The organism is Mycobacterium sp. PS03-16, from assembly GCF_004570325.1.
Classification (GTDB): domain Bacteria; phylum Actinomycetota; class Actinomycetes; order Mycobacteriales; family Mycobacteriaceae; genus Mycobacterium.
Genome location: NZ_SPQO01000021.1, coordinates 70,190 through 96,359, shown reverse-complemented (window position 1 = coordinate 96,359; position 26,170 = coordinate 70,190). Strand labels below are relative to the sequence as shown.

The 26,170-nt window shown below is 70.3% G+C and carries 23 protein-coding genes; 12 read left to right on the top strand and 11 right to left on the bottom strand.

The features are described from left to right. The 3 genes from E4P42_RS18020 to E4P42_RS18010 all read left to right on the top strand — a co-directional run. A partial coding sequence (locus tag E4P42_RS18020) for a hypothetical protein (RefSeq protein ID WP_135127438.1) occupies nt 1-526 on the top strand: 526 nt, incomplete at its 5' end. An 89-nt stretch (nt 527-615) separates the two neighbouring features. Beyond that, nucleotides 616-1,194 carry a sigma-70 family RNA polymerase sigma factor gene (locus tag E4P42_RS18015; RefSeq protein ID WP_135127437.1) on the top strand — a complete coding sequence of 193 codons (579 nt, stop codon included), beginning with the start codon at nt 616-618 and terminating at the stop codon, nt 1,192-1,194. Further along, a complete protein-coding gene (locus tag E4P42_RS18010; RefSeq protein WP_135127436.1) occupies nt 1,187-2,425 on the top strand; it encodes an anti-sigma-D factor RsdA in 1,239 nt (412 codons plus the stop codon). The genes E4P42_RS18015 and E4P42_RS18010 overlap by 8 nt, the downstream gene beginning before the upstream one ends. Nucleotides 2,426-2,433: 8 nt before the next feature. On the opposite strand, the gene E4P42_RS18005 is transcribed toward E4P42_RS18010, so the two are convergent. Further along, nucleotides 2,434-2,838: a DUF5319 domain-containing protein gene (locus E4P42_RS18005; RefSeq protein WP_011768106.1), complete on the bottom strand. Its 405-nt coding sequence runs from the start codon at nt 2,836-2,838 to the stop codon at nt 2,434-2,436. Between the two features lie 148 nt (nt 2,839-2,986). On the opposite strand from E4P42_RS18005, the gene guaB reads away from it, so the two are divergent. From guaB to E4P42_RS17990, 3 genes are all read left to right on the top strand, one after another. Further along, nucleotides 2,987-4,558 (top strand): IMP dehydrogenase, encoded by a 1,572-nt coding sequence (guaB, locus tag E4P42_RS18000; protein ID WP_135127435.1) that lies wholly within the window; start codon nt 2,987-2,989, stop codon nt 4,556-4,558. A gap of 13 nt (nt 4,559-4,571) precedes the next feature. Next, nucleotides 4,572-5,699: a GuaB3 family IMP dehydrogenase-related protein gene (locus tag E4P42_RS17995; RefSeq protein WP_209305809.1), complete on the top strand. Its 1,128-nt coding sequence runs from the start codon at nt 4,572-4,574 to the stop codon at nt 5,697-5,699. A gap of 210 nt (nt 5,700-5,909) precedes the next feature. Then, nucleotides 5,910-7,676, top strand: coding sequence for a GMC family oxidoreductase (locus E4P42_RS17990; RefSeq protein WP_135127433.1), 1,767 nt, complete (start codon nt 5,910-5,912; stop codon nt 7,674-7,676). Between the two features lie 6 nt (nt 7,677-7,682). On the opposite strand, the gene E4P42_RS17985 is transcribed toward E4P42_RS17990, so the two are convergent. Together E4P42_RS17985 and E4P42_RS17980 are read right to left on the bottom strand one after the other, a co-directional pair. Further along, on the bottom strand, nt 7,683-10,049 hold the full coding sequence (locus E4P42_RS17985) for a glycoside hydrolase family 65 protein (RefSeq protein ID WP_135127432.1): 2,367 nt from the start codon (nt 10,047-10,049) through the stop codon (nt 7,683-7,685). A 5-nt stretch (nt 10,050-10,054) separates the two neighbouring features. Continuing rightward, a complete protein-coding gene (locus E4P42_RS17980) occupies nt 10,055-10,834 on the bottom strand; it encodes a beta-phosphoglucomutase family hydrolase (RefSeq protein WP_209305807.1) in 780 nt (259 codons plus the stop codon). A gap of 76 nt (nt 10,835-10,910) precedes the next feature. Between E4P42_RS17980 and guaA the strand changes: the two genes are divergently transcribed. After that, nucleotides 10,911-12,482, top strand: coding sequence for a glutamine-hydrolyzing GMP synthase (guaA, locus tag E4P42_RS17975; protein WP_209305806.1), 1,572 nt, complete (start codon nt 10,911-10,913; stop codon nt 12,480-12,482). Here the strand turns inward: guaA and E4P42_RS17970 are convergent, their stop codons facing one another. The 5 genes from E4P42_RS17970 to E4P42_RS17950 are packed head-to-tail and all read right to left on the bottom strand — an operon-like array spanning nt 12,483 to nt 17,618. Further along, nucleotides 12,483-13,397, bottom strand: a complete 915-nt coding sequence (locus tag E4P42_RS17970; protein WP_135127430.1) for a MerR family transcriptional regulator — start codon at nt 13,395-13,397, stop codon at nt 12,483-12,485. Next, nucleotides 13,394-14,884, bottom strand: a complete 1,491-nt coding sequence (locus E4P42_RS17965; RefSeq protein WP_135127429.1) for an NAD(P)/FAD-dependent oxidoreductase — start codon at nt 14,882-14,884, stop codon at nt 13,394-13,396. Before E4P42_RS17965 ends, E4P42_RS17970 begins: the two co-directional genes overlap by 4 nt. A 1-nt stretch (nt 14,885) precedes the next feature. Beyond that, nucleotides 14,886-15,818 (bottom strand): ferritin-like domain-containing protein, encoded by a 933-nt coding sequence (locus E4P42_RS17960; RefSeq protein WP_135127428.1) that lies wholly within the window; start codon nt 15,816-15,818, stop codon nt 14,886-14,888. Next, nucleotides 15,818-16,648 (bottom strand): SDR family NAD(P)-dependent oxidoreductase, encoded by an 831-nt coding sequence (locus tag E4P42_RS17955; protein WP_135127427.1) that lies wholly within the window; start codon nt 16,646-16,648, stop codon nt 15,818-15,820. Before E4P42_RS17955 ends, E4P42_RS17960 begins: the two co-directional genes overlap by 1 nt. A 1-nt stretch (nt 16,649) precedes the next feature. Beyond that, on the bottom strand, nt 16,650-17,618 hold the full coding sequence (locus E4P42_RS17950; protein ID WP_135127450.1) for an alpha/beta hydrolase: 969 nt from the start codon (nt 17,616-17,618) through the stop codon (nt 16,650-16,652). Nucleotides 17,619-17,829: 211 nt separating this feature from the next. On the opposite strand from E4P42_RS17950, the gene E4P42_RS17945 reads away from it, so the two are divergent. Together E4P42_RS17945 and E4P42_RS17940 are read left to right on the top strand one after the other, a co-directional pair. Continuing rightward, nucleotides 17,830-18,528 (top strand): hypothetical protein, encoded by a 699-nt coding sequence (locus E4P42_RS17945; RefSeq protein ID WP_135127426.1) that lies wholly within the window; start codon nt 17,830-17,832, stop codon nt 18,526-18,528. 49 nt (nt 18,529-18,577) lie between these two features. Further along, the gene (locus E4P42_RS17940) at nt 18,578-20,116 is read left to right on the top strand and encodes a DNA polymerase Y family protein (protein WP_135127448.1); all 1,539 of its coding nucleotides are present in this window, start codon (nt 18,578-18,580) and stop codon (nt 20,114-20,116) included. 13 nt (nt 20,117-20,129) lie between these two features. On the opposite strand, the gene E4P42_RS17935 is transcribed toward E4P42_RS17940, so the two are convergent. Then, complete coding sequence (locus E4P42_RS17935; RefSeq protein WP_167759531.1) at nt 20,130-21,179, bottom strand: nucleoside hydrolase; 1,050 nt, start codon at nt 21,177-21,179, stop codon at nt 20,130-20,132. A 34-nt stretch (nt 21,180-21,213) separates the two neighbouring features. Then, nucleotides 21,214-21,645: a MarR family winged helix-turn-helix transcriptional regulator gene (locus E4P42_RS17930; RefSeq protein ID WP_135127425.1), complete on the bottom strand. Its 432-nt coding sequence runs from the start codon at nt 21,643-21,645 to the stop codon at nt 21,214-21,216. 73 nt (nt 21,646-21,718) lie between these two features. Here E4P42_RS17930 and E4P42_RS17925 point away from each other — a divergent pair, with 73 nt between their 5' ends. From E4P42_RS17925 to E4P42_RS17915, 3 genes are all read left to right on the top strand, one after another. Further along, nucleotides 21,719-22,588: a MaoC family dehydratase gene (locus E4P42_RS17925; protein ID WP_135127424.1), complete on the top strand. Its 870-nt coding sequence runs from the start codon at nt 21,719-21,721 to the stop codon at nt 22,586-22,588. A gap of 89 nt (nt 22,589-22,677) precedes the next feature. Further along, nucleotides 22,678-23,565: a universal stress protein gene (locus E4P42_RS17920; protein WP_135127423.1), complete on the top strand. Its 888-nt coding sequence runs from the start codon at nt 22,678-22,680 to the stop codon at nt 23,563-23,565. Continuing rightward, entirely contained in the window at nt 23,562-25,106 is a 1,545-nt protein-coding gene (locus E4P42_RS17915; RefSeq protein WP_135127422.1) for an APC family permease, read from the top strand. Before E4P42_RS17920 ends, E4P42_RS17915 begins: the two co-directional genes overlap by 4 nt. A 6-nt stretch (nt 25,107-25,112) precedes the next feature. On the opposite strand, the gene E4P42_RS17910 is transcribed toward E4P42_RS17915, so the two are convergent. Beyond that, nucleotides 25,113-26,048, bottom strand: coding sequence for a hypothetical protein (locus E4P42_RS17910; RefSeq protein ID WP_135127421.1), 936 nt, complete (start codon nt 26,046-26,048; stop codon nt 25,113-25,115). Between the last annotated feature and the right edge of the window lie 122 nt (nt 26,049-26,170).

The following is a 26,170-nucleotide window of genomic DNA, read 5'->3' as shown; positions in this document are numbered from 1 at the left end:
GCGGGCGCTGGCCGCGGCGGGCCCGGACGCCGCCGCATCGGCCGACGCGTTGACCGGGCTGGACGCCGATGCGCTCGGCGTGGGCCGCTTCAACGCCTCGCAGCGGCTGCTGAACCGTGCGGCCGCCGCGACCGACGTCGCGGGAGGCCGACGGCTCGGCGTGCGGCTGGCCTGGGTGCGCGCCGAGCTCGCGATGATGCGGGGCGACGGGGCGGGCGCCGTCGAGCACGCCGAACGCGCGGTCGCGGCGGCCGCGGACCATCCGTCGGCACGGCATCGGGTGAAGTCCGACGTGGTGCTGGCCGCCGCGCTGTGCAGCCGCGGCGACCTCGCTCACAGTCGCGCGGTGGCCGACGCCGCGCTCGCCGCCGCCGACCCGCTCGGCCTCGTCCCGCTGAGGTGGGCGCTGGCCAGCCTGCTGGCCGGAATCGGAAGCGAGACGTACACGCCGACGCAGGTCACGGCGATTCGGGACGTGAGCGCAGATACTGTCCGTCACAGGGGCGGCGTGTGGTCTGATCACTAGTCCGGTGGCCCCCGTCGCGATCGTTATTGTTTAGCTGAGCCAAACCGCCGGGATACGCCCCGTTCGTAACGTTGGAGATATCGCCCACGATGACAATTTCGGGAGACCGTCTCGATGCTGTCGTCGCTGAGGCAGTGGCAGGCAACCGAGACGCCCTCCGGGAAGTGCTGGAGACCATCCGGCCGATCGTGGTGCGGTACTGCCGGGCCAGGATCGGCGCAACGGAACGAAGTGGTCTGTCAGCAGACGACGTTGCGCAGGAGGTGTGCTTGGCCGCCATCACGGCGCTGCCGCGCTACAAGGATCAGGGACGACCGTTCCTGGCCTTCGTGTATGGCATCGCTGCGCACAAGATCGCCGACGCCCACCGAGCGGCGTCGCGCAACAAGTCCGACCCCACCGACGTGGTGCCCGAGCGGTACTCGTCGGAGGCCGGGCCCGAGCAGATGGCCATCGACGCCGAATCGTCGGCGCGGATGCAGGAACTGCTCCGCGTACTGCCCGAGAAGCAGCGCGAGATCCTGATCCTGCGCGTCGTCGTCGGTATGAGCGCCGAGGAGACCGCCGAGGCGGTCGGCAGCACCGCCGGCGCCGTCCGGGTCGCTCAGCACCGGGCCCTGGCGCGACTCAAGGCCGAAATCATCTCGACGGGGCACGACCATGCCTGACTTCAATCGCAGACGCTTCAACGGGGGCGATCCGTCGCTTCCCGAGATCAACCGCACCGACCGGCTGATCGACGCCCTGGCGGGCGAGCAACCGGTCTACTCCCACGATCCCGGCGAGGCCGAACTGGCCTACCTGCTGGCCGGCTGGCGGGACGAGGTGCGTCACACCCCGCCGACCACGGTGCTCACACCGCACGACGCGGCCCTCGCGCTCGACCGTGCCACCTCCTCGGGCCGGCGTCGCCGGCTGTCGCTGGCCGTCGTCGGCTCGGTGGCCGCCGCGGTGCTGTGCCTGGGCGGCTTCGGCTCGGTGATCTACGGCGCCGGCCCCGGCGACGCCCTGTACGGGCTGCGCACGATGTTCTTCGGCGACCAGCAGGCCACCCGTGACGATCAGGTCGCGCTGGCCGCGCAGACCCAGATGCAGCAGGTGCAGCAGCTCATCGACCAAGGTGACTGGGCCGCCGCGCAGGACAAGTTGCAGACGCTGACCACCACGGTGGCCGCGGTCGACGACACTGCGCGTCAGCAGGAACTCGTCGACCAGTGGCAGCAGCTGTCGGTGAAGGTGGAGACGCGCGACCCGGCCGCGACGGTGCCGCCGAACGCGCCGCCCGTCGTCCTGCCCGAGGTGCCGTCTGACATCCCGTTGCCGGCGCTGCTCTCACCCGACGCCACGCCGCCGTCGACTTCGGCGCCGTCGGATCCGGCGACACCGTCCACCTCGCCGACATCACCGACGTCACCGACATCGCCGACCGCGCCCACGTCGCCGCTGCCGACTCCGTCGACCTCCGCACCACCGACGTCGCCGTCGCCACCGGGCACGCAGACCTCGACGACGGCGGCGCCCACCTCGGCGCCGTCGTCCGTGCCCCCGACGACCGACGAGGTGCCGGTCGAGGCGCCGCCGCCGTCGTCCGCTCCGGTGCCCACCACCGCCGTTCCCGGCGTCACCACCACCGTGGTGACGTCGGCGCCGATCGTCGAGGAGAGTCAGCAGGCCCCGGCGGTCGAGGCGCCGACGGTTCAGGCGCCTCCGGTCGAGGCGCCCGTGACGCGAGTGCCGAGCCCACGTATCGAGGTCCCCGACGTGAGTGTCCCGGTGACGACGACGCTGGCCGATCTACCGGTTCAGGTGCCGATCGAGATTCCCGGTAGTCCCGGCCGCGGCGGAAATGGCAACGGCAATGCAGGCGGTAACGGGAGCAGCGGCGGTAATCAGGAGTGAGATGTGACTCAGCGGTAGCCGTCTGAGTCCGACGTCGCCTCGTTGAGCGAGGCATCGGCGTAACCGCGGCAGTAATCCCACGTGACGTATGCGTCGGGTTCCGGATCGTAAGCCGGTTCGTGGGGACGGACCGTGCCGTCGACCAGCAACTGCAGCAGGTTCGCCCGCAGCATGTCCCAGTCGTGGTAGTGGTCCTGCTGGCATTCGTCGCAGCACACGACGAGTCCGCGAATTCCCTTGTGCGCGAGCAGTGCTTCGTACACCGCGAGGTCGGCGAGGTCGGCCTCGACGGCCGTCCGCTCCTGCGGGTCCAGCGGCTGGCCGGGTTCGAGCGCGTCGAGCGCCGCCGAGGGATCGCAGGGATCGTCGGCGAACGGATCAGGCGGCAAACCAGGCGGCAGGTGGTCTCGCACGTGTCCCACATTACGCAGCCCCACAGTCTTCGCGCCAGCGGTGACCGGCGTGGCGACCTGCCGGTGGAGGGCACCCGTGGAGAAATCAGGCAGTGGGCGGCAGCGGATAGGATTGGGTATCCGTTTGAGCCCCCTTGGAGGCCCGCCCATGTCGATCGCTGAAAGCAGCGTTCCCATCGCCGTACCGGTCCCGACCGGCGGCGACGACCCGACGAAGGTCGCCATGCTCGGGCTGACCTTCGACGACGTCCTGTTGTTGCCCGCCGCCTCCGACGTGGTGCCGGCGACCGCCGACACCTCGAGTCAGCTCACCCGCCGCATCCGGCTGCGGGTGCCGCTCGTCAGCTCCGCGATGGACACCGTGACCGAGGCGCGGATGGCCATCGCGATGGCCCGTGCCGGCGGCATGGGGGTGCTGCACCGCAACCTGCCGTTGACCGAACAGGCCGGTCAGGTGGAGACCGTCAAGCGCTCCGAGGCGGGGATGGTCACCGATCCGGTGACGTGCTCGCCGAACAACACGCTCGCCGAGGTGGACGCGATGTGCGCGCGGTTCCGCATCTCGGGTCTGCCGGTGGTCGACGACGCCGGCGCGTTGGTCGGCATCATCACCAACCGCGACATGCGCTTCGAGGTCGACCAGTCCAAGCCGGTGTCCGAGGTGATGACCAAGGCGCCGCTGATCACCGCGCAGGAGGGTGTCTCGGCGGAGGCGGCGCTGGGGCTGCTGCGGCGCCACAAGATCGAGAAACTGCCGATCGTCGACGGCCACGGCAAGCTCACCGGGCTGATCACGGTCAAGGACTTCGTCAAGACCGAACAGTTCCCGCTCGCCACCAAGGACTCCGACGGCAGGCTGCTGGTCGGCGCCGCCGTCGGCGTCGGCGACGACGCGTGGACCCGTGCGATGACGCTGGCCGACGCCGGTGCCGACGTGCTGATCGTCGACACCGCCCACGCCCACAACCGGTCGGTGCTGGAGATGGTGCACCGGGTGAAGACCGTGCTCGGCGACCGGGTCGAGGTCATCGGCGGCAACGTCGCCACCCGCGCGGGCGCGGCGGCCCTGGTGGAGGCCGGTGCCGACGCGGTCAAGGTGGGCGTCGGGCCCGGCTCGATCTGCACCACCCGCGTGGTGGCCGGTGTCGGCGCCCCGCAGATCACCGCGATCCTCGAGGCGGTCGCGGCATGCGCGCCGGCCGGGGTGCCGGTGATCGCCGACGGTGGGCTGCAGTACTCCGGGGACATCGCCAAGGCGCTGGCCGCCGGCGCGTCGACCGCAATGCTCGGGTCGCTGCTCGCCGGGACCGCCGAGTCGCCGGGTGAGCTGATCTTCGTCAACGGCAAGCAGTTCAAGAGCTACCGGGGAATGGGATCGCTCGGCGCCATGCAGGGTCGCGGCGCGGCGGGTTCGACGGGCGGCTCCTCCCGGGGCTCTTTTTCCAAGGACCGTTACTTCCAGGACGACGTGCTCAGCGAGGACAAGCTGGTGCCCGAGGGCATCGAGGGCCGGGTGCCGTTCCGCGGGCCGCTGTCGACGGTCATCCATCAGCTCACCGGCGGCCTGCGGGCGGCGATGGGCTACACCGGGTCGGCCACCATCGAACAGTTGCAGCAGGCGCAGTTCGTCCAGATCACCGCGGCCGGCCTCAAGGAGAGCCACCCGCACGACATCACGATGACGGTCGAAGCGCCGAACTACTACGCCCGCGGGGTTTGAACGCATGCGCGACATGGTCGAGATCGGCATGGGCAGAACCGCCCGCCGCACTTACGAACTCAGTGACATCAACATCGTGCCGTCGCGGCGCACCCGGTCGTCGAAGGACGTCTCGACCGCGTGGCAGCTGGACGCCTACCGGTTCGAGATCCCGGTGCTCTCCCATCCCACCGATGCCCTGGTGTCGCCGGAGTTCGCGATCCAGCTCGGCAAGCTCGGCGGGCTGGGGGTGCTCAACGGTGAGGGCCTGATCGGCAGGCACGCCGACGTGGAGGAGAAGATCCGCGAGGTCGTCGCGGCCGCCGAGAAGGAACCCGAGGGGTCGGCGGCGATCCGGCTGCTGCAGCAGCTGCACGCCGCGCCGTTGGATCCGGACCTGCTCGGCGCCGCGGTGGCGCGCATCCGCGATGCGGGTGTGACCACGGCGGTGCGGGTGAGCCCGCAGAACGCGCAGTCGCTGACCCCGGCGCTGGTGCAGGCCGGGATCGACCTGCTGGTCATCCAGGGCACGATCATCTCGGCCGAACGGGTCGCGTCGGACGGTGAGCCGCTCAACCTCAAGACCTTCATCTCCGAACTCGACGTGCCGGTCGTCGCCGGCGGCGTGCTCGACCACCGCACCGCGCTGCACCTGATGCGCACCGGTGCGGCCGGCGTGATCGTCGGCTACGGCTCGACGTCCGGGGTGACCACGTCGGACGAGGTGCTCGGTATCAGCGTGCCGATGGCGACCGCGATCGCCGACGCCGCCGCCGCCCGTCGCGAGTACCTCGACGAGACCGGCGGGCGCTACGTGCACGTGCTGGCCGACGGCGACATCCACACCTCCGGCGATCTGGCCAAGGCCATCGCCTGTGGCGCCGACGCGGTGGTGCTGGGCACGCCGCTGGCCTCGGCCGAGGAGGCGCTGGCCGGGGGCTGGTTCTGGCCCGCCGCCGCCGCGCATCCGTCGCTGCCTCGCGGTGCGCTGCTGCAGATCGCGCTGGGGGAGCGGCCGCCGCTCGAGCAGGTGCTCAACGGTCCGTCGGACGACCCGTTCGGGTCGCTGAACCTGGTCGGCGGGCTGCGCCGGTCGATGGCCAAGGCGGGCTACTGCGACCTCAAGGAATTCCAGAAGGTCGGTCTGACGGTCGGTGCCTGACGCGCTCGGGACGCGCCCTCACCTCTCTCTGGAGGGGCGCCTACTCGCCTCTCTGGCGCGGGGCGCGCTCACCTCTCGGGCGCGAGCAGTCGCAGAGTCGCGTGATCAAGCCCCATGGAACGCGAGTCCATGCCTGCTCGCGGGAAAAATGGTTTACACGTTAGGCCTACCTGTCTAGAAAGTTACCCGGCGGTAACCCATACTGGTGTCATGCAGCCTGACTACGACGTCCTCATCATCGGTTCGGGGTTCGGTGGCAGCGTCTCAGCGCTGCGCCTCACGGAGAAGGGGTACCGCGTCGGCGTCCTCGAAGCCGGCGCCCGCTTCGCCGACGAGGACTTCGCCAAGAACTCCTGGCGCCTGCGGAAGTTCCTGTGGGCGCCGAAGCTCGGGTGTTACGGCATCCAGCGCATCCACCTGCTGCGCAACGTGATGATCCTGGCGGGGGCCGGCGTCGGCGGCGGCTCGCTGAACTACGCCAACACCCTCTACGTGCCGCGCGAGCCGTTCTTCAACGACCCGCAGTGGAAGCACATCACCGACTGGAACGACGAGCTGCTGCCGCACTACTCGCAGGCGCAGCGCATGCTCGGCGTCGTCACCAACCCGACGTTCACCGACGCCGACCGCATCATGAAGGAGGTCGCCGACGACATGGGCGTCGGCGACACCTTCGTGCCGACGCCGGTCGGGGTGTTCTTCGGCCCCGACGGCGAGAAGGCGCCCGGCAAGACCTTCGCCGACCCGTACTTCGGCGGCGCCGGCCCGGCCCGGCGCGGCTGCATCGAGGTCGGCGAATGCATGACCGGATGCCGCCACAACGCCAAGAACACGCTGGTCAAGAACTACCTGTACCTCGCCGAGAAGGGTGGCGCCGAGGTGCATCCGATGACCACGGTGACCAGCTTCGCGCAGCGGCCCGATGGGGTGTGGGAGGTGCAGACCCGCCGCACCGACCGCTGGGTGCGCAAGGGCAAGCGCACCTTCACCGCCAACCAGGTGATCCTCGCCGCCGGTACCTACGGCACCCAGCGGCTGCTGTTCAAGATGCGCGACACCGGCCGGCTGCCCAAGCTCTCCGACCGGCTCGGGCTGCTGACCCGCACCAACTCCGAATCGATCGTCGGCGCCGGCCGGCTCGAGGCGCGCGACGACCTCAAGCTCACGCACGGCGTGGCGATCACCTCCTCGATCCACCCCACTGGCGACACGCACGTCGAACCCTGCCGCTACGGCAAGGGCTCCAACGCGATGGGCCTGCTGCAGACGTTGATGACCGACGGCGACGGCCCCGAGGGCACCGATGTGCCGCGCTGGAAGCAGTTGGTGCGCAACGCCCGCAACGATCCACGCGGCACCATGCGGCTGCTCAACCCGCGGCGCTGGAGTGAGCGGACGATGATCGCGCTGGTCATGCAGAACCTGGACAACTCGATCACCACGTTCACCCGCAAGACCAAGCTGGGGTTCCGGATGCTCGACAGCAAGCAGGGCCACGGCGAGCCCAACCCGAGCTGGATCCCGGTCGGCAACGAGGTGACGCGGCGCATCGCCGAGAAGATCGACGGCGTCGCCGGCGGCACCTGGGGCGAACTGTTCAACATCCCGCTGACCGCACACTTCCTCGGCGGCGCGGTGATCGGCGACAGCGCCGAGCACGGCGTCATCGACGCCTACCACCGCGTCTACAACTACCCGACGCTGTATGTGGTCGACGGTGCGGCCATCTCGGCGAACCTCGGGGTCAACCCGTCGCTGACCATCACCGCGCAGGCGGAGCGGGCGGCGTCGCTGTGGCCGAACAAGGGCGAGGAGGATCTGCGGCCGGCGCAGGGCGAGGGCTACCGCCGTCTCGACCCGATCGCCCCCGCGCACCCGGCGGTGCCCGAACACGCCCCGGCGGCGCTGAACTGGAACGCCGACCGCGACGCCGTCAACCGCCGCGACCCCACCACCGCTGAGGCCCGCGGCGCCTGAGCGGCCTCAGCGCTGCCCGTTCATCCTGCGCCGCATCGGTTCCCGGCCCGGCGGCTGCTGCGGTGGCGGCAGCAGCGGCCGGCACGGTTCGATTGCGACGGTCGTCGGTTCCCGGGTGTCGAGCGTGACTTCCCGGTCGGCGTGCCGGATGGTCAGCGTGCCGTCCGGACCGTCGCGCAGCGTATAGGTGACGTCGGAGTGGGTGACCTGCACGGTCAGCCGGAAGTCGCGCCAGCGGATGCGGAAGCGCAGGCACGTGATGCCGTCGGGCAGATGGGGATTGAGGGCGAGAACACCCTGGTCGTCCCGCAGGCCACCGAATCCGGCGACCAGTGCGGTCCACGCGCCGGCCAACGACGCCATGTGCAGGCCGTCGCGGGTGTTGCTGTGCAGATCCCGCAGATCGATCATCGCCGCTTCATACGCGTAGTCGTGCGCGAGATCGAGATGGCCGACCTCGGCGCACATCACCGCCTGGGTGCACGCCGACAGGGACGAGTCGCGGGTGGTACGCCGTTCGTAATAGTCGACGTTGCGGGCCTTCTGCTCCGCGGTGAAGGCGTGGCTCTGCCACTGCATGGCCAACACGAGGTCGGCCTGCTTTATCACCTGCGCGGGATAAAGCCGGACATAGGGTTCGTTGAGTAGGAGGGGATAGACGGTGTTGGCGGTGAAGTCCCACTCGCGCAGCGTCGTGAAGCCCTCGTTCTGCGGGTGGACACCGAGCTCTTCGTCGAACGGTATGTGCGCGGCGTCGGCGGCGTCACGCCAGGCCGCGGTCTCCTCGGTGGTGACATTCATCAGGTGCGCGAGGTCGGGGTGGCGCAGGCATGCCTCGGCGGCCGCGCGCAGATTCCCCGCCGCCATGAGGTTGGTGAAGACGTTGTCGCGCACCACCGCGGTGTACTCGTCGGGCCCGGTGACCCCGTCGAGGTGCCAGACGCCGTGGCGGTCGTGATGGCCCAGCGACATCCACAACCGCGCCGTCTCCACCAGCACGGTCAGTCCGCATTCGCGTTCCAGTGACTCGTCCCCGGTGACCTGGCGGTAACGCTCGAACGCCCTGGCGATGTCGGCGTTGACGTGCCAGCCGGCGGTTCCGGCCGGCCAGTACGCCGAGCACTCCTCACCGCGGATCGTTCGCCACGGGAACGCCGCGCCCTGCAGATCGAGTTGCGCCGCGCGTTCTTTGGCGAGGTCGAGGATGGACGCCCGCCAGCGGAGCGCGTCGGCGGCGGCCGACGGTTTGGTGTAGGTGAGCACCGGCAGCACGAAGCCCTCGGTGTCCCAGAAGGCGTGGCCGTCGTATCCGGTGCCGGTGAGCCCCTTACCCGGAATGGCGCGACGTTCGGCGCGCGCGCTGGCCTGCAGTACATGGAAGAGTCCGAAGCGGACGGCCTGCTGACAGTCGGGGTCCCCTTCCACCTCGACATCGGCGCAGTCCCAGTACTCGTCGAGGTACGCGCGCTGCGAATCGAGCAATCCCTGCCAGCCGCTGTAGCGGGCGCTGGTGATCGCCCCGGCGGCCTGGTCGCGCAGCGCCGGCCGCGAGCGCAGGCTCGACCACCCGTAGGCGAGGTATTTGACGATCCGCAGCCGCTGGCCGGGCCGTAGCCCGCAGATGACAGTGGTGCGGGCCAGGTCGTTGCTGGCGTCGGTGAGCACCTCGACCCGTCCGGGCACGTCGACCTCATGGTCCATGGCCGCAGCCATCATCAGCGCACTGCCGCGGGTGCGGTGCACCAGCAGCGCGCCGTGATCGGTGTGTTCGTGGTGCACCGCTTCGAGCGGTTTGTCCAGCACTGCGGAGACCCGCGGATCGCCCGAGGTCCTGGGCTGGTCCTCATTGGCGACGAGTTCGGATTGGACTGTGACGCGGACGAATTCGTCGAGCGCCTCCACGACGTACTCGATCGCTGCGACGCTGCGCTGCGCCAGCGACACCAGCCGGGTCGAGTGCACCTTGACCTTCTTGCCCGCCGGCGAACGCCACTGGGTGTGGCGGGTCAGGGTGCCGGCGCGCAGATCGAGGGTGCGCTCGTGGTCGATGACCTCGCCGTAGCGGACGTCGAACGGTTCGTCATCGACGAGCAGCCGCAGGATCTTGCCGTTGGTGACGTCCACGACGGTCTGGCCGGCCTCGGGGTAGCCGTAGCCCGCCTCGGCGTACGGCAGGGGACGGATCTCATAAAACGAGTTGAGGTAGGTGCCGGGCAGCCCGTGAGGTTCGCCCTCGTCGAGGTTGCCGCGTAATCCGATGTGACCGTTGGACAGTGCGAACAGCGATTCGGACTGGGCGAGCAGGTCGAGTTCCAGCCGGGTCTCGCGCACCTGCCACGGTTCGACGGGGAACACGTCGTGCGGAATGGTCATGTGTGCTACCGCAATTCCGCGAGGTCGGTGACGACGACGTCCGCGCCGTGGCGGCGCAGCTCCTCAGCCTGCCCGACGCGGTCGACGCCCACCACGTAGCCGAAGTCCCCGGCCCTGCCGGCCGCCACACCGGCCAGCGCATCCTCGAACACCGCGGCGCGATCGGGTGGCACGTCGAGCAGTTCGGCGGCGCGCAGGAACGAGTCGGGCGCCGGTTTGCCCGCGATGTGCTCCTCGCGCATGGTCACGCCGTCGACACGGTGCTGCACATAACGCGCCAGCCCGGTGATGTCGAGCACCTCGCGGGTGTTCGCGCTCGAGGAGACGACGGCGATGCCGAGGCCGGCCGCGCTGGCGGCCTCCAGGTAGTGACGCGAACCCTCGAAGACCTCCACGCCGTCCCGGCGCAGCGTCTCGTGGAACATCTCGTTCTTGCGGTTGCCCAGCCCGTGCACGGTCTCGGCGTCGGGCGGGTCGTCGGATCCGCCCTCGGGCAGTTCGATCCCGCGGCTGGCCAGAAACGACCGCACTCCGTCCTCGCGGCGCTTGCCGTCGACGTAGCGCTGGTAGTCCGCCCCCGCATCGAACTCCACGAAGGGCTCACCGGTGCGCTGCGACCGGGCCCGCAGATAGGCGTCGAACATCGCCTTCCACGCCCTGGTGTGCACGCTGGCGGTGTCGGTGAGGACCCCGTCGAGATCGAACAGGCAGGCGGTTATCTGCTCGGGCAGACCCAGCACACGGACCTCGCTTCCCACAGTCGTCGGTAGGACCGGGGTAACCAATGCGGCCGGAACGCAATCTTGCGCGCGGGTGACGTGACGGAGGAGACGCCGATCGGGCCCCGACTAGACTGAGGCAGTGAATTCCCCCGCCAACCCTGCGGCGCCGCGGCCGGTGCTCGTGATCGACTTCGGCGCCCAGTACGCGCAGCTGATCGCGCGCCGGGTCCGCGAGGCCCGGGTGTTCTCCGAGGTCGTGCCGCACACCGCCACCGTCGCCGAGATCAAGGCGAAGGATCCGCAGGCGATCGTGCTCTCCGGTGGCCCGGCCAGCGTCTACGCCGAGGATGCGCCGCAGCTCGATCCGGCGTTGTTCGAGCTCGACGTCCCCGTGTTCGGCATCTGCTACGGCTTCCAGGCGATGGCGCAGACCCTCGGCGGCACGGTGGCACACACCGGCACCAGCGAGTACGGGCGTACCGAGCTCAAAGTGTCTGGGGGAGAACTGCATTCGGATCTGCCGGCCACCCAGCCGGTGTGGATGAGCCACGGTGACGCGGTCACCGCGGCACCCGAGGGGTTCGAGGTGGTCGCCGCCAGCGCCGGCGCGCCGGTCGCCGCGTTCGAGAACCGGGCCCGCCGGCTGGCCGGGGTGCAGTACCACCCCGAGGTGCTGCATTCCCCGCATGGCCAGCAGGTGCTCAGCCGCTTCCTGCACGAGTTCGCCGGCATCGACGCGAAGTGGACGCCGGCCAACATCGCCGACGCGCTCGTCGAGCAGGTCCGCGCCCAGATCGGTGACGGCCGGGCGATCTGCGGGCTGTCGGGCGGGGTCGACTCGGCGGTGGCCGCGGCGTTGGTGCAGCGCGCCATCGGTGACCGGCTGACCTGTGTGTTCGTCGACCACGGCCTGTTGCGTTCGGGTGAGCGCGCGCAGGTGCAACGCGACTTCGTCGCGGCCACCGGTGCCAACCTGGTCACCGTCGACGCCGCCGACCGCTTCCTCGAGGCGCTGTCCGGTGTCCGCAACCCGGAGGGCAAGCGCAAGATCATCGGCCGGGAGTTCATCCGGGCCTTCGACGGCGCGGTGATCGACATCGCCGGACACAGCGGTGCGCCCGTCGAGTACCTGGTGCAGGGCACGCTCTACCCCGACGTGGTCGAATCCGGGGGTGGTTCGGGCACCGCGAACATCAAGAGCCACCACAACGTCGGCGGGCTTCCCGCCGACCTGAAGTTCCGGCTCGTCGAGCCGCTGCGGCTGCTGTTCAAGGACGAGGTCCGCGCCGTCGGCCGCGAGCTCGGCCTGCCCGAGGAGATCGTCGGGCGCCAGCCGTTCCCGGGCCCGGGCCTGGGGATCCGGATCGTCGGTGAGGTGACCCGCGACCGGCTGGAGACGCTGCGGCAGGCCGACGCCATCGCCCGCGAGGAACTCACGTCGGCGGGGCTGGACCACCAGATCTGGCAGTGCCCGGTGGTGCTGCTCGCCGACGTGCGCTCGGTGGGCGTGCAGGGCGACGGCCGGACCTATGGTCACCCGATCGTGCTGCGGCCGGTGTCCAGCGAGGACGCCATGACCGCGGACTGGACCCGGGTGCCCTACGAGGTGCTCGAACGGATCTCGACGCGCATCACCAACGAGGTGCCGGAGGTCAACCGGGTGGTGCTCGACGTGACGAGCAAGCCGCCCGGCACCATCGAGTGGGAGTGATCACCCCTCGTCGGCTTCGGCCGCCTTCTCGATGAAGTCGGCGAGGATCTGGCTCACCAGGCCTTCGATCGTGGACTCGATCGACGTCGCGAGCGTCGCGGCCACGGACGCGACGGCCTGGGTGCGGAACCGCACCAGCATCGTGATGAGTTCGGCGACCTCGGTGTCGTCGGGCAGCGACGCCCCGGGTTTGATGACGTCCTGAACCTGCTCGGCGCCCGCCTTGACCAGGATCTCGCTGATCTCGTTGACCAGAGGCAGCACCGCGACGTGGATGTCGATGAGTTTGTCTGCGGTGACGCCGAATTCGCGGATCTCCCGGAACGCCTCGAGCAGCTTGGGCCGCATGACGGTCACGGTGTCGCCGTCGACCCGCAGCAGGTCGAGGTCGGCCATGCGGTCGAACGCGGCCGGATCGGCGATCAGCTGCTGCGCGTCGGCCAGCGGCATCGACTCCGGCTTCTCGGCGGCCCAGGTGCCGGCGATCGCGTTCTCCAGCCCGAGCACGTCACCCAGGTCCTTGCCCTGCTCCCAGGCGGAGAGCATCTCGTGCACGTGCGCGATGTTGTAGCCGCGGTCCAGCATCGAGGTGATCAGCCGCAACCGGGTCAGATGGGTGTCGTTGAACAGTGCGATCCGGCCCACCCGCAACGGGGGGTGCAGCAGACCGCGGTCCCGGTACACCCGGATGTTGCGGGTGGTGGTGCCTGCCAGCCGGGCGAGATCGTCGATCCGGTACTCACCGGAGGAGGACTCGGAGTGCGGCTGCAGGACGGCGGCGTCGAACAGCTGGGAGACCGCGTTCTCGATCACGTCGCGCGATCCGCGGCGGACGCGGCGCGGGGCACGCCGCAGCCCACCGAGGATCGCCGAGATCGCGCCCGCCTGGTGGCGCTCGGCGGGCTCGTCCCTCACGCCCGGATGCGAACGCCGGTGCGTGTGCCCTGGGCGACCGCCACGTAGTCGCCGAACCGGAAGTCCCGCATCTGTCGAAGATACTGCGTGGCGAAGCCCGGGTACATCGAGGCGTTGAATCCGTCCGCCGTCAGATACCAGCTGCTGCAGCCCGACATCCACGTCGTCCTGGTCAGGCGCCGCTGCAGCCGCTCGTTGTAGCGGCGTTGGACCTCGGCCCGCACGTCGAGGTAGCGCAGATTCTGCCGCAGCACCGTGGTGATGCCGCGCACCGCGTAGTCGAGCTGACCCTCGACGTACACCAGCAGCGAGTTGTGGCCGGGGCCGGAATTGGGCCCGGTCATGATGAACAGGTTCGGATAACCGTGGGCGTTGATGCTCTTGTAGGCCTGCGCGCCGCCGGCCCACTCGTCGGCGAGGCGCCGCCCGCCGATGCCGGTGACCGGATACGGCGGCCCGGTCAGGTGGACGTCGAAGCCGGTGGCGAACACGATGCAGTCCAGGTGGTGTTCGACGCCGTCGCTGGTGCGGATTCCCGCGGGGCTCATTGTCGCGATCGGCCAGTCGATCAGCTTGCAGTTCTCGCGCTGCAGTGCCGGATAGTAGTCGCTGGACACCAGCATGCGTTTGCAGCCCGGCGTGAAATCCGGGGTCAGCTGGCGGCGCAGCCACGGGTCTTTGACCTGTGAGCGCAGATGCGCCTTGCCGAGGCGGGCGACGAGCCCGGTCAGCGGGGTGTCCCATACCAGCGCGGTGGCGCTGGCCTCGTGACCCCAGAACAGCGCTTGGCGCGCAAGGCTCTGTACCGCAGGAATCTTGGCGAACAGTTGCTGCGCCGCCGGCGGGACGCCGACGTCGAGCCGGGGCAGCACCCAGCCGGGCGTGCGCTGGAACACCTTGACGAAACCGGCCGTGCGCACGAGTTCGGGAACGATCTGCACGGCACTGGCGCCGGTGCCGATCACCGCGACCCGTTTACCGGTGAAGTCGTAGTCGTGATCCCAGCGGGCGCTGTGGATCTTGTGGCCGGTGTAGGTGTCCAGACCGCGGATCTCGGGCCAGCTGTGGTCGGGCAGCGGCCCGGAGGCCAGCACCACCGTGCGCGCCAGGAATTGTCTGCGCCGCGTCGTCTTCACCGTCCACACCCCGGTGGACTCGTCGAAGTGCAGGCCGTTGACCTCGACCCCGAACCGGATGCGGCGCCGGACGTCGAACTCGTCGACCAAGGCCTCGATGTGGTCGCAGATTTCGCCGGCGGGGGAGTACGCCCGCGACCAGGACGGGTTGCGGGCGAAGGAGAACGAGTACAGCAGCGACGGGATGTCGCACGCCGCACCGGGATAGGTGTTGTCCCGCCAGGTGCCGCCCACCCGGTCGGAGCGTTCGAGGATGACGACGTCGTCGACGCCGGCCTCGGCGAGTTTGATGGCCGCGCCCACTCCGGTGAACCCGGCTCCGACGATCAGTGTGTCGTGAATCTGGGGCATGTCAGGCCGCCGGCTCGTAGGTGAGTTCCTTGAACCAGCTGGGGATCGGCCGCAACAGCGCCCGCGGGTAGCGCTCGGACACCCACACCATCGAGTTGGCCAGCAGGTGGTAGGGGTGGCGGGGGTTGACCACCATCGCCGCGTGTCGGCGCAGCACCCGGTAGGCCGGGACCCGGCCGCTGGACTCGCCGCGCTCCCCGAGTTGGTTGAACCGCTTGACCGCGTTGTAGAGCCGGTCGGGTTCTAGCCCCATGCCGACGATCTCGTTGCGGATCCGGTTGAGCAGCGGGATGTACATCAGCGCACCGATGATCAGCGCCGGGGTGGCGACGGTGCCGACGAACTCGATCGCCAGCCGGCGGGCGGTGGCGTGGCCGATCATGTCGAGCACCTCGAAGTCGACGACGATGTGTCGGGATTCGTCGTTGTTGATCTTCTCGAACACCCGGTGGCACACCGGATCGTCGACCTCTTCGAGCAGGAATTTCAGCAGCGCCCCGTCGAGCGCCACCTCGAGCATCGGGATCACCGTGCCCAGCACCGAAAGCGGCATGTCATCGGCGTAGCGGTCCAGCCAGTCCATCGCCAGGCGGATGTTGACGTTCGGTTCGGGCATCTCGTCGTCGTCGAGCATGCCCCACCGCTTCATCAGTGCGAGTTCGGCGTTCGCGTGGCGCTGCTCCTCGGCGTGGAAGTAGCGGTAGATCTCGGCGATCGTCGGCGTGGGCGCCTTCTTGGCCAGCGCCGCGAAGCCGCGGGCGCCGATGTTCTCGATCCAGCACAGGTCGGCCATGAACGCCTTGAGCTTCGGCCGGAACTCGTCGGAGATGGTCTCGGCGCCCGGTGCGTCCCAGTCGATATCGGCCAGGGCCCACTGCCGGTCCTTGATCTTGTCGAGCATGGCGTCCATGTCGATTCCCGCTTTGGTGGCCATCAGATGATCCCTCCTTTGGTGAGTCCGACCGCGCGGGTGTAGAGCTCCGGCGCGAATCGCTTGGCGTGCCAGCCGAAGCGGGCATCGAGCTGCGGCATGCAGTACAGGCCGCCGCGGTCATGGGTGTCCAGGCACATCCGGGCGACGCGCTCGGCGGAGACGCCGGTCCAGCGCATCAACCGGCCGGCGAGGGCGGCCGCCTGGTCGCTGATGGCGTCCGAGTCCAGGATGTTGGTCTTGACGAAGGTCGGACACAGGGCGGTGACCGCGACACCGGAGCCGCTCAGTTCGGCGGCGAGTGTCTCCGACAGCGACAGCACGCCGGCCTTGCTGACGTTGTAGGCGGCCATGCCGGGGGCGGCGCCGAATGCGGCCGCCGACGCGACGTTGATGATGCCGCCGGCGCGGGCGTCGCGCAGGATCGGCGCGAACACGTGGCAGCCGTGGATCGGTCCCCACAGGTTGATGTCGAGCACCCGCTGCCAGTCGTCGAGGGTCACCTCGCCGATCGGGGTGCCGCCCGCGCCGATGCCCGCGTTGTTGATGACCAGTGTCGGTGGGCCGCCGAAGAAATCCTGTGCGGCCGCGGCGAGCGCGGTGACGTCGGCGACGCGCGAGACGTCGCAGTGCACGGCCGTCGCGTGACCGCCGGCGTCGGTGATCGCCGCGGCGGTGGCCTCGGCGGTGGCGGAGTCGATGTCGCTGCACACCACGCGGCCCCCGCGACGGGCCAGTTCGAGTGCGAACGCGGCGCCGATACCGCTTCCGGCGCCGGTGATCACGGCATCCGCGCGACGGCTGCGTCGCGGCGAACCCAGGAATCCGAACACGTCAGCCCACCGCCTTGCCGAGGTCGTTGTCACACAGTGCTTCCGAGACGAACCGGCGGATCTCGCGGACTGCGCTCGCCGCCTCCGGGGCCAGCCGGGGCAGGGCCTGGAAGACGTGCACCTGATCCGGCCACACCTGCAGCTCGCAATGCCCGCCCGCGGCACGGACGTCGTCGGCCAGGGTGATGGCATCGCCGGCGAGCATCTCGGCACCGCCGGCCTGGATCAGCGTCGGCGGCAGCGGCCGCCCGCCCGCGACGTCGAGCGTCAGCCGGGGATGGGTCGGTTCGACGGCGGCGCAATACAGTTCGATGAGCCGCAACGCGTCCCGCGATCGGATCGCCGGATCGGGCCGGAGCAGTTCGCGTTCCCTGGCGCGGGCGAACGTCAGGTCGATCAGCGGTGAGAGCAGGACCAGCCCGGCCGGGTGCGTGGTGTCGGGTTGCAACAGCAGGTCGACGGTGAGGTGTCCGCCCGCGGAGTCGGCGGCGATCACCATCCGCTCAGGCGCTGTCCCGCGGTCGTGGACCAGCCAGTCCCAGCCCGCGCGGACATCGTCTGCGGCGCTGGGGAAGCGGTGCCGTGGCGCGAGCCGGTAGTCGACGGTGAACACCGGAAGTCCGGTGGCGGCCGACAGCCAGCCGGTCAGCCGGCGGTGGGTGCGCGGTGAACACAGTGCGTACCCGCTGCCGTGGACGTAGTAGATCGCCCGGTCGGTGCGGGCGGGCACCGCGGGCCCGCGGACCCATTCACCGACGAGCCGCCGGCCGTCGGGCAGTCGGAGGTCGACGGGATCGGTCCGCACGCCGGACAGCGACGGGCCGAACGCGTCCATGATGCGGGCGATGATCTGGCGCGACGCCCACAGACCCCAGGCCTGGCCGGGCGGCAGCACCGCGCTGATCTGTCGCAGGGTCAGCCCGCTGACGGCCGCCGCGGTGCGGGAGCGCAGGGAGCCCTGCGCCGGCATCGTTGCCATGGCTGTGAGTACAGCAACGAATGGTGACATTTGTCAATGACAACATTGGCGATTGTCGATAGAGGTGAGGCGCTCCAGGGTCGGGAGGCGGGTGCCGAGTGGCCACCTGCGCGCTTGACGCTGTCGGTGGGGAAGTGTTTACTCGGCATATCGAACACACTTTCGAAAAAGTGCTGGGGCCGGTGATGCGGGAGGTGTAGCTGTGACAGCGGCGACGAACCTTGACCTCCGGCATCATACCCGGGCTGAGCAGGTCGAACACCTGCGTAAGCAGATGGCCGCCGTCGCAGGAAAGGTCGGTTCCGGACGCCGCGGGCCGACGCCGGCGACGGACCCGGCGCCGGCCCAGGATTCTTTGCTGCCACTGCCCGAATCGCTGGCCGGACAGCTACCCACCGCGTTGCCGCGGGGAACGGTGGCGGTGCTGTCGGGAGCCCGCTCCCTGCCGCTGGGCATGGTCGCGGCGGTGACGTCGGCCGGCGGCCACGCGGCGATCGTCGGTCAGCCGGGCCTCGGTCTGCTGGCCGCCGTCGAGATGGGCGCCGACCTCAGCCGGCTGGCGGTGATCCCGGACCCGGGCACCGATCCGGTCGAGGTGGCCGCGGTGCTGATGGACGGCATGGACCTGGTGCTGCTCGGCCTGGGCGGGCGGTCCGTGCCGGCGGGCCGGTCCCGCGCGGTGACGGCCAGGGCGCGGCAGAAGGGATGCACCCTGTTGGTCACCGACGGGGACTGGCAGGGCGCCTCGGCCCGGCTGGAGGCCCGGGTCTGCGGCTATGAGGTGGTGGGCGCCGGACCGGCGGACCGGCCGACCCCCGGGTGCGGGCGGATCGGCCGGGTGCGGCTGGCGATGCGCGGGCGCGGTCGTGGCTTCGGCCCCGCACGGGCGGTCGGTGAGTAGCGTGGCCGGGCCTTCTCGACCGGCGGCCCGGGTGCTGGCGGTCTGGTGCATGGACTGGCCGGCGGTCGCCGCGGGTGCGGCGGCGCGGCTGCCACCAACCGCACCGGTGGCGGTCACCCTGGCCAACCGGGTCATCGCGTGTTCGGCCTCGGCGCGGGCCGCCGGGGTGCGGCGCGGCCTGCGTCGCCGCGAATCCCAGGCCCGGTGCCCGCAGTTGCACGTCGCCGCCGCCGATCCCGCGCGCGACGCCCGGCACTTCGAGGGCGTCACCGCCGCGGTGGACGACCTGGTGCCGCGCGCCGAGGTGCTGCGGCCGGGCCTGCTCGTACTGGCGGTGCGCGGTGCGGCCCGCTACTTCGGTTCCGAACAGGCGGCCGCGGAACGGCTGGTCGACGCGGTGGCCGCGGCCGGGGTGGAATGTCAGGTCGGCATCGCCGATCAGTTGCCCACCGCGGTGTTCGCCGCCCGCGCCGGCCGCATCATCGAGCCCGGGGAGGACGCCCGGTTCCTGTCCGCACTGTCGATCCGGCAGCTGGCCACCGAGCCCAGCCTGGCCGCTCCCGGCCGCGAGGAACTAGCAGACCTGTTGTGGCGGATGGGAATTCGCCACATCGGTCAGTTCGCCGCGCTGTCGCGCACGGATGTCGCCTCGCGGTTCGGCGCCGATGCCGTCACCGCCCACCGGTTCGCCCGCGGTGAGCCGGCCCGCGGTCCGTCGGGCCGGGAACCGCCGGCCGAACTGGATGCGGTCATGAACTGCGACCCGCCGATCGACCGGGTGGACGCCGCCGCGTTCGCCGGCCGGTCGCTGGCCGGTGAACTGCACCGGGGTCTGGAATCGGCGGGGGTGGGCTGCACCCGGCTGGCGATCCACGCCGTCACCGCCGACGGCAAGGAACTCGAACGGGTCTGGCGGTGCGCCGAACCGCTGACCGAGGACGCCACCGCCGACCGGGTGCGCTGGCAACTCGACGGCTGGCTGAACCGGCGCAACCCCAACGACCGGCCCACCGCGCCGATCACCGTGCTGCGGCTGCGGCCGGTCGAGGTGATCTCGGCCGAAGCGCTGCAGCTGCCGCTGTGGGGCGGGGTCGGTGAGGAGGACAGGCTGCGCGCGCGCCGGGCGCTGGTCCGGGTGCAGGGCCTGCTCGGACCGGAAGCGGTGCAGGTTCCGGTGCTCAGCGGTGGGCGGGGGCCGGCCGAACGAATCACGCTCACCCCGTTCGGGGACGAACCGGTGCCCCAGGCCGATCCGCGGCAACCATGGCCGGGGCAGCTGCCCGAACCGTCACCGGCGGTGCTGCTCGACGATCCGGTCGAGGTGCTCGACGCCGACGGCAATCCGGTGCGGGTGACCCACCGGGGGCTGTTCTCCGGGTCCCCGGCGCGGCTCGACGGTGGCGGGTTCCGCGGCCGGCTGTCGTGGTGGGCCGGGCCCTGGCCGGTCGACGAGCGCTGGTGGGATCCCGACCGGGCCAGGGGGCGTACCGCGCGGGCCCAGGTGCTGCTCGACGGCACCTCGGGGCAGGCGGCGCTGCTGCTGTGTTACCGCCAGCGGCGCTGGTATGTGGAGGGAGCCTATGAGTAGACAGTGAGCGGGCTCAGCCCAGCCGGCGGGCGAACGGCCCGACGCGGGTGATGAACCGGTCGAAGAACGCGGCGGGGTCCACGCCGATGCCGACCAGCGCGTTCGGCGGACGGCCCCACCGGCCGTTCCAGTCGGCCACCGTCATCCCGCGGGTCAGCGTGCCGGTCAACTCGACGTCGACGGTCGCGGGCCGGTACTGCACCAGGTCGGGGTCCAGCGCGACGGCCGCAGCCAGCGGATCGTGCAGATGGGCGAGATAACCCTCGCCCTCGTCGAAGTGGAATTCGAAGTAGAACCGCATCGCATCCTCGAGCACCCGGATAAGTGGGTTGGCGGCCACCGACCGCGTGCCCCGGTCGTCGAGCACACTCATCGGCGCCGTCGGCGACTCGGCGGCGGCGGCCAGTCGGCCGAGCACCGACGGCGTCATCGCGATGCGTTCGGTGAGGTTGAGGCCCAACACGATCGGCGGGGTCAGTCCCGGCGCGCTCCAGGCCGTGAACACCTCGGCCGCGGCCTCCGGGTCGACGCTGATGTTCCACTCGGCGGTCGCGGTGGTGTTGCCGCGGTAGTCGAACGCGCCGCCCATGATCACCAGCCGGCGCAGCAGCGTCGGCAACCGCGGTTCGTCGCGCAGCGCCAGCGCCAGGTTGGTCAACGGGCCGACCGCCATGCCGACCACCTCGCCGGGGCGACTGCGGGCCGCCCGTACCCACGCCTGCGCGGCGTCATAGGACGTGAGCGCGGTGTCCGACGGCGGCAGCACGGCATAGCCGAGTCCCTGCGGGCCGTGGGTGTCCCCAGCGGTCCGCAATTCGCAGGCGACCGGACCGTCCGCGCCGCGCGAGACCGGAATGCTTGCCGCGCCGCACAATTGCAGCAGCTCCAGGTTGTTGCGGCACACCTGATCGACATCGACGTTGCCGGCGGTGGACGCGATCCCGACCAGTTCGGCGTCCGCACTGGCCAGCAGGTACACCAGTGCCATCGCATCGTCGACACCGGTGTCGACATCGGCGAAAACAGGCACCGGCGCGGCGGACTCGTGTGCGGGACTGGTCACGGCCGACGACGATACTTGGCTTCGTCGCCGGCGGTCAGCCGCGCGCGCCGCGGGCGCGGGTGACGACGTCGGACAGCGCTGCGAGCTGGTCGGCGGTCAGCCCGGCCAGCCCGAAGTCGGCGGCCGCCAGCGCGGTGGTCGCCTCATCGGCCATCTCGCGACCCGCATCGGTGATCGACACCAGCGTGGCCCGGCGGTCGGTGGGGTGCGCGTGGCGGGTGACCAGCTCCCGGTCGGCGAGCCGCTCCGTGGCGACGCTGACGGTGGTGGCGTGCACCACCAACCCGCGTGCCACCTCGCCGAGCAGACAGGTGCCGCCCTCGGCGAGTTGCAGTTGTTTGAGGATCTGATAGTCGATCAACCGCAAGCCGAACCCGTCCTTGAGCTCCTGGTCGACCACCGCGGTCATCGATCGGTAGAGCCACAGCACCGAGCGCATCGCCCGCCAGCCCGGTGATTCGGCCATGGCCTACCGGTATCCAGAAATGCGCGGGCTAACCGGAAAGATAGGGTCCGATTCACGCGAGGAAGGGAGTTCCATGCCGATCGACCCGCACGCCGTTGGCCAGAAATCAGAGCCGACGCTCTACGAATGGACCGACCGCGACACGCTGCTCTACGCGCTCGGGGTCGGCGCGGGCACCGCGGATCTCGCATTCACCACCGAGAACAGCCACGGCGTCGAGCAGCAGGTACTGCCCACCTACGCGGTCATCGGTTGCCCGGCCTGGGGTGCGGTGGGCGCGGTCGGATCATTCGACTTCAGCAAGCTGCTGCACGGGTCCCAGCAGATCCGGCTGCGGGCCCCGCTCAAACCCGCGGGCCGGCTCAGCGTGGTCTCCGAGGTGCTCGACATCCAGGACAAGGGCGAGGGCAAGAACGCGATCCTGGTGTTCAAGGGCACCGGCACCGACCCCGACACCGGTGAGGTGGTCGCCGAGACGGTGTCGACCGCGGTGATCCGTGGCGAAGGTGGCTTCGGCGGACAGCCGGGCACCCGTCCGCCGGCCCCGGACATCCCGGACCGGGAACCCGACGCACGCCTTGCGCTGCCGACCCGCGAGGATCAGGCGCTGATCTACCGGCTGTCCGGAGACCGCAACCCGCTGCACAGCGACCCCTGGTTCGCCCGCGAACTGGCCGGCTTCCCGCGGCCGATCCTGCACGGGCTGTGCACCTACGGCGTCGCCGGCCGGGCTCTGGTCGCCGCACTGGGCGACGGCGACGCCACCAGGGTGACCGCGGTCGGCGCACGGTTCACCTCCCCGGTCTTCCCGGGAGAGACGCTGACGACGTCGATCTGGCGCACCGGCCCGGGTGCGGCGGTGTTCCGCACGGAGGCCGCGGCGCCGGACGGCTCCGGTGCCCGCCTCGTCCTCGAGGACGGCACCGCCGAGTTCGACGGCTGATTTCGTCAAGCGCCGGTGGGAGCGGCGCGCGATTGACAGGATTGGACCTCCGCGGCCTTGGCCGCTGCGCGAGATGCGGAGGTTCGTCCATGAAACTGGTCGTCGGGTATCTCGCCACCCCCGGCGGTGGTGACGCGTTGGCCCTCGGAGTCCGGCTGGCCCGCACCCTCGGTGCCACGCTCGAGGTCTGTATGGTCATGCCCCCCGACCGGACGCTGCCCGCACTGGTGCCCACCGGTAACTACGAGAATCTGCTGACCGAACAGGCGCAGGTCTGGTTGGGCGACGCGCTGGCATCGGTACCCGCCGATGTCACCGCCGCCACCCACATCGCCTTCGATGAGTCCTACGCCGACGGCCTCATCCAGGCGGCGGTGCGCCAGGCGGCCGACCTGATCGTGGTCGGTGGGTCGGGCGGCGGTCTGGCCGGCAGTCACTCACTGGGGTCGGTGGTCAACGAGCTGCTGCACTCCTCGCCGGTGCCGGTCGCGGTGGCGCCGCGGGGAACTCGGGAATCGCCCGTCGACCGGGTGCGCGAGGTGACGTGCGCGATCGGCCGGCGACAGGGCGCCGATCTGCTTCTGGCCCATGCGGTCCGGTTCAGCGCCGCGGCCGGCACCCCGCTGCGGTTGGTCTCCCTGGTGGCGCTCGACCCGGCGCTCGGCGTGTTGCGCGGTGACTCCGACGCGCTGCTCGAGCGCGCCCGCGAACACGCCCGGCGCACGGTGGACACCGCGAGGAGCGAGCTTCCGGAAGACATCCCGGTGACATCGGCCGTCGTCGACGGACCGACGGTCGAACAGGCCGTCGGTCAATTGGATTGGCACGACGGTGATCTCATCATGGTCGGGTCGAGCCGCCTGAGCGCACCGCGGCGGCTGTTCCTCGGATCGACCGCGGCCAAGATGCTGCGGGTGCTCGAGGTGCCGATGGTGGTCGTCCCGCGGGATCAGCTGACCGACGGGGATCTGCCGTGACCGCCTCACGCGATGACCTGCGCGCCGCAGAGGAAGCGGCCGGCCTGCAGGCCAAGGGGCTGGCGGCGGGAAAGGTCGGGACGTTCTCCGGCGCCGTGCTCGGGATCTCCTCGGTGGCGCCCGGATACACGCTGACCGCCAGCATCGGGCTCATCGTCGCCGCGGTCGGGCTCAAGATGCCCGCCATCCTGATCGCCGGGTTCATCCCCATGTTCCTCACCGCCTACGCCTACCGTGAACTGAACTCCCGCGCACCGGACTGCGGCGCGTCTTTCACCTGGTCCACCAAGGCCTTCGGCCCGTACGTGGGCTGGATGTGCGGCTGGGGCATGGTGGTCGCGACCATCATCGTGCTGTCGAATCTCGCCGCGATCGCCGTCGAGTTCTTCTATCTGTTCATCGCCCGGATCGCGAACAGTCCGGAAATCGCCGATCTGGCCGGCAACAAAGCGGTCAACATCGTCACCACGCTGGCGTTCATCGCGATCGCCACGTACGTCGCCAGCCGCGGTATCACCACCAGCGAGCGCGTGCAGTACGTGCTCGTCGGCTTCCAGATGGTGGTGCTGGTGGCGTTCGCGGTGACCGCGCTGGTGCACGTCGGCAGTGGGGACGCGCCCGCGGGTCTGGCGTTCGACCTGGACTGGTTCAACCCGTTCAGCGGCTTGGCGTTGAGCGCGTTCATCATCGGGGTGACCGGATCGATCTTCGCGTTCTGGGGCTGGGACACCTGCCTGACGCTCGGCGAGGAATCCAAGGACCCCACCAAGGTGCCCGGCCGCGCCGGACTGCTGTGCGTGCTGTCGATCCTGCTGACCTATCTGCTGGTCGCGGTGGCGGTGATGATGTACGCCGGGGTGGGCGACGCCGACCTGGGACTGGGCAACCCGGACAACGCCGACAACGTCTTCGGCGCGCTCGCCGACCCGGTACTCGGCTCGTGGGCGGGCCCGCTGCTGTTCCTGGCGATCCTGGCCTCGTCGGTGGCCAGCCTGCAGACCACGTTCCTGCCCGCCGCGCGCGCCATGCTGGCGATGGGCGCCTATCGTGCGTTCCCGCAACGGTTCTCGTCGGTCAGCCCGCGGTTCCTGGTGCCGGTGTTCAGCACCGTCGTCGCCGGCGTGGTGACGGCGGTGTTCTACACCGTGGTCAGCCTGCTGTCGGAGAGCGTGCTGCTCGACACCATCGCCGCACTGGGCATCATGATCTGCTGGTACTACGGGATCACCGCATTCGCCTGCGTCTGGTTCTTCCGCCGCGAGCTGTTCCGCACCGTGCACAACGTGGTCTTCAAATTGCTGTTCCCGTTGCTCGGCGGCGTCATTCTCGCGGTGGTGTTCGTGATCTCGGTGGTGGAGAGCATGAACCCGGACAACGGAAGTGGCGCGTCGATCGGCGGGATCGGCCTGGTGTTCTTCATGGGCTTCGGGATCCTGGCCCTGGGTGCGGTGCTCATGGTGATCTGGCGGATGCGCAGCCCGGCGTTCTTCACCGGCCGGACGTTGCCGCGGGACACCCCGGCCGCCGTCGACCGGACGTGACGATGCTCAGTCGAGCAGCGTGCTCTCGCGCAGCCCGTGCTCGCCGCGCACGTGCAGCAGCGCCAGCGGGTCGAGGGTGTCCCAGACCGTGCTGTAGAACTCCTCTTTGAGTGCGCGGGCCTGGTACTCCATGTTGAGCAGATCGGCGACCTGGTCGTAGCCGTAGTAGAGCAGCGACACCGGCGCGGTGGTCTTGAGCAACTCGTTGACGATCACCTGTGCGCCTGCCCGGTCGCCCTGTGCCGCCTCGACCAGCGCGGGCAGGATCTTGTACGCCGGCACCATGACGTTGACCCACGGCACCATCTGGCTGCCGCGGTAAGCGGCCTCGATGCCTTCGCGGACGACGGGCTTGAATTCCGGTCCGATCGGCAGGCCGAGCACCGCATCGCGGAACGCCAGCACCACGTCCGGCATGTCGTCGGGTTCCGGATCGTCGGGCCGGAAGGGGTTGGGGCTCCACGGCACGGGTTCGGCGGCCGCGGCGAGCGACGGGGCGGCGGTGTCCGCATCCTCGGTCACCTCGGCGTCCCGCTCGACGATGTCGGCGGCCTCGTCGGTGTTGTCGTCGGCCATCCGGTCCCGGTCCGGGATGGGCCTCTCGACGGCGGCCTCGCGGGGGGTGAACAGACCGCGCAGTTTTTCGACCTGCTCGGCCTCGAACTGCGCCGCGGACTTCTTGAGCTCCCTGATCACCGACCGGGCGTCCGCGTCGTCGTCCGCGTCGTCGTCCGCGTCGTCGTTCGAGTCGGCGTCCTCGTCGGCGGCGGGCTTCTCCGGCCCGGCGTTGACCGACGTCTTCGTATCGGTGCGGCTCGGCTCGGCGCTGCTCGACGGCGCGTCGGTGTCGGCGCCGGCCGTGCCCGCGGTCGCGATCGCCGTGCCCACGCCGACGGCGACGGCCACGCCACCGAGGTAGCCGAGGTATCTGGTTGAGGCCATTGCCGTTCCGTCCTTCCGTGGGCCACCCGCATCGTAGAGTGCCGCTCGCGCGTCGGCAGCCCGAGCGCCCGCCGTGCGTCGAGTTCCACCTGAGGGTCGTGAACCGGCCGCTAGAACCGCCC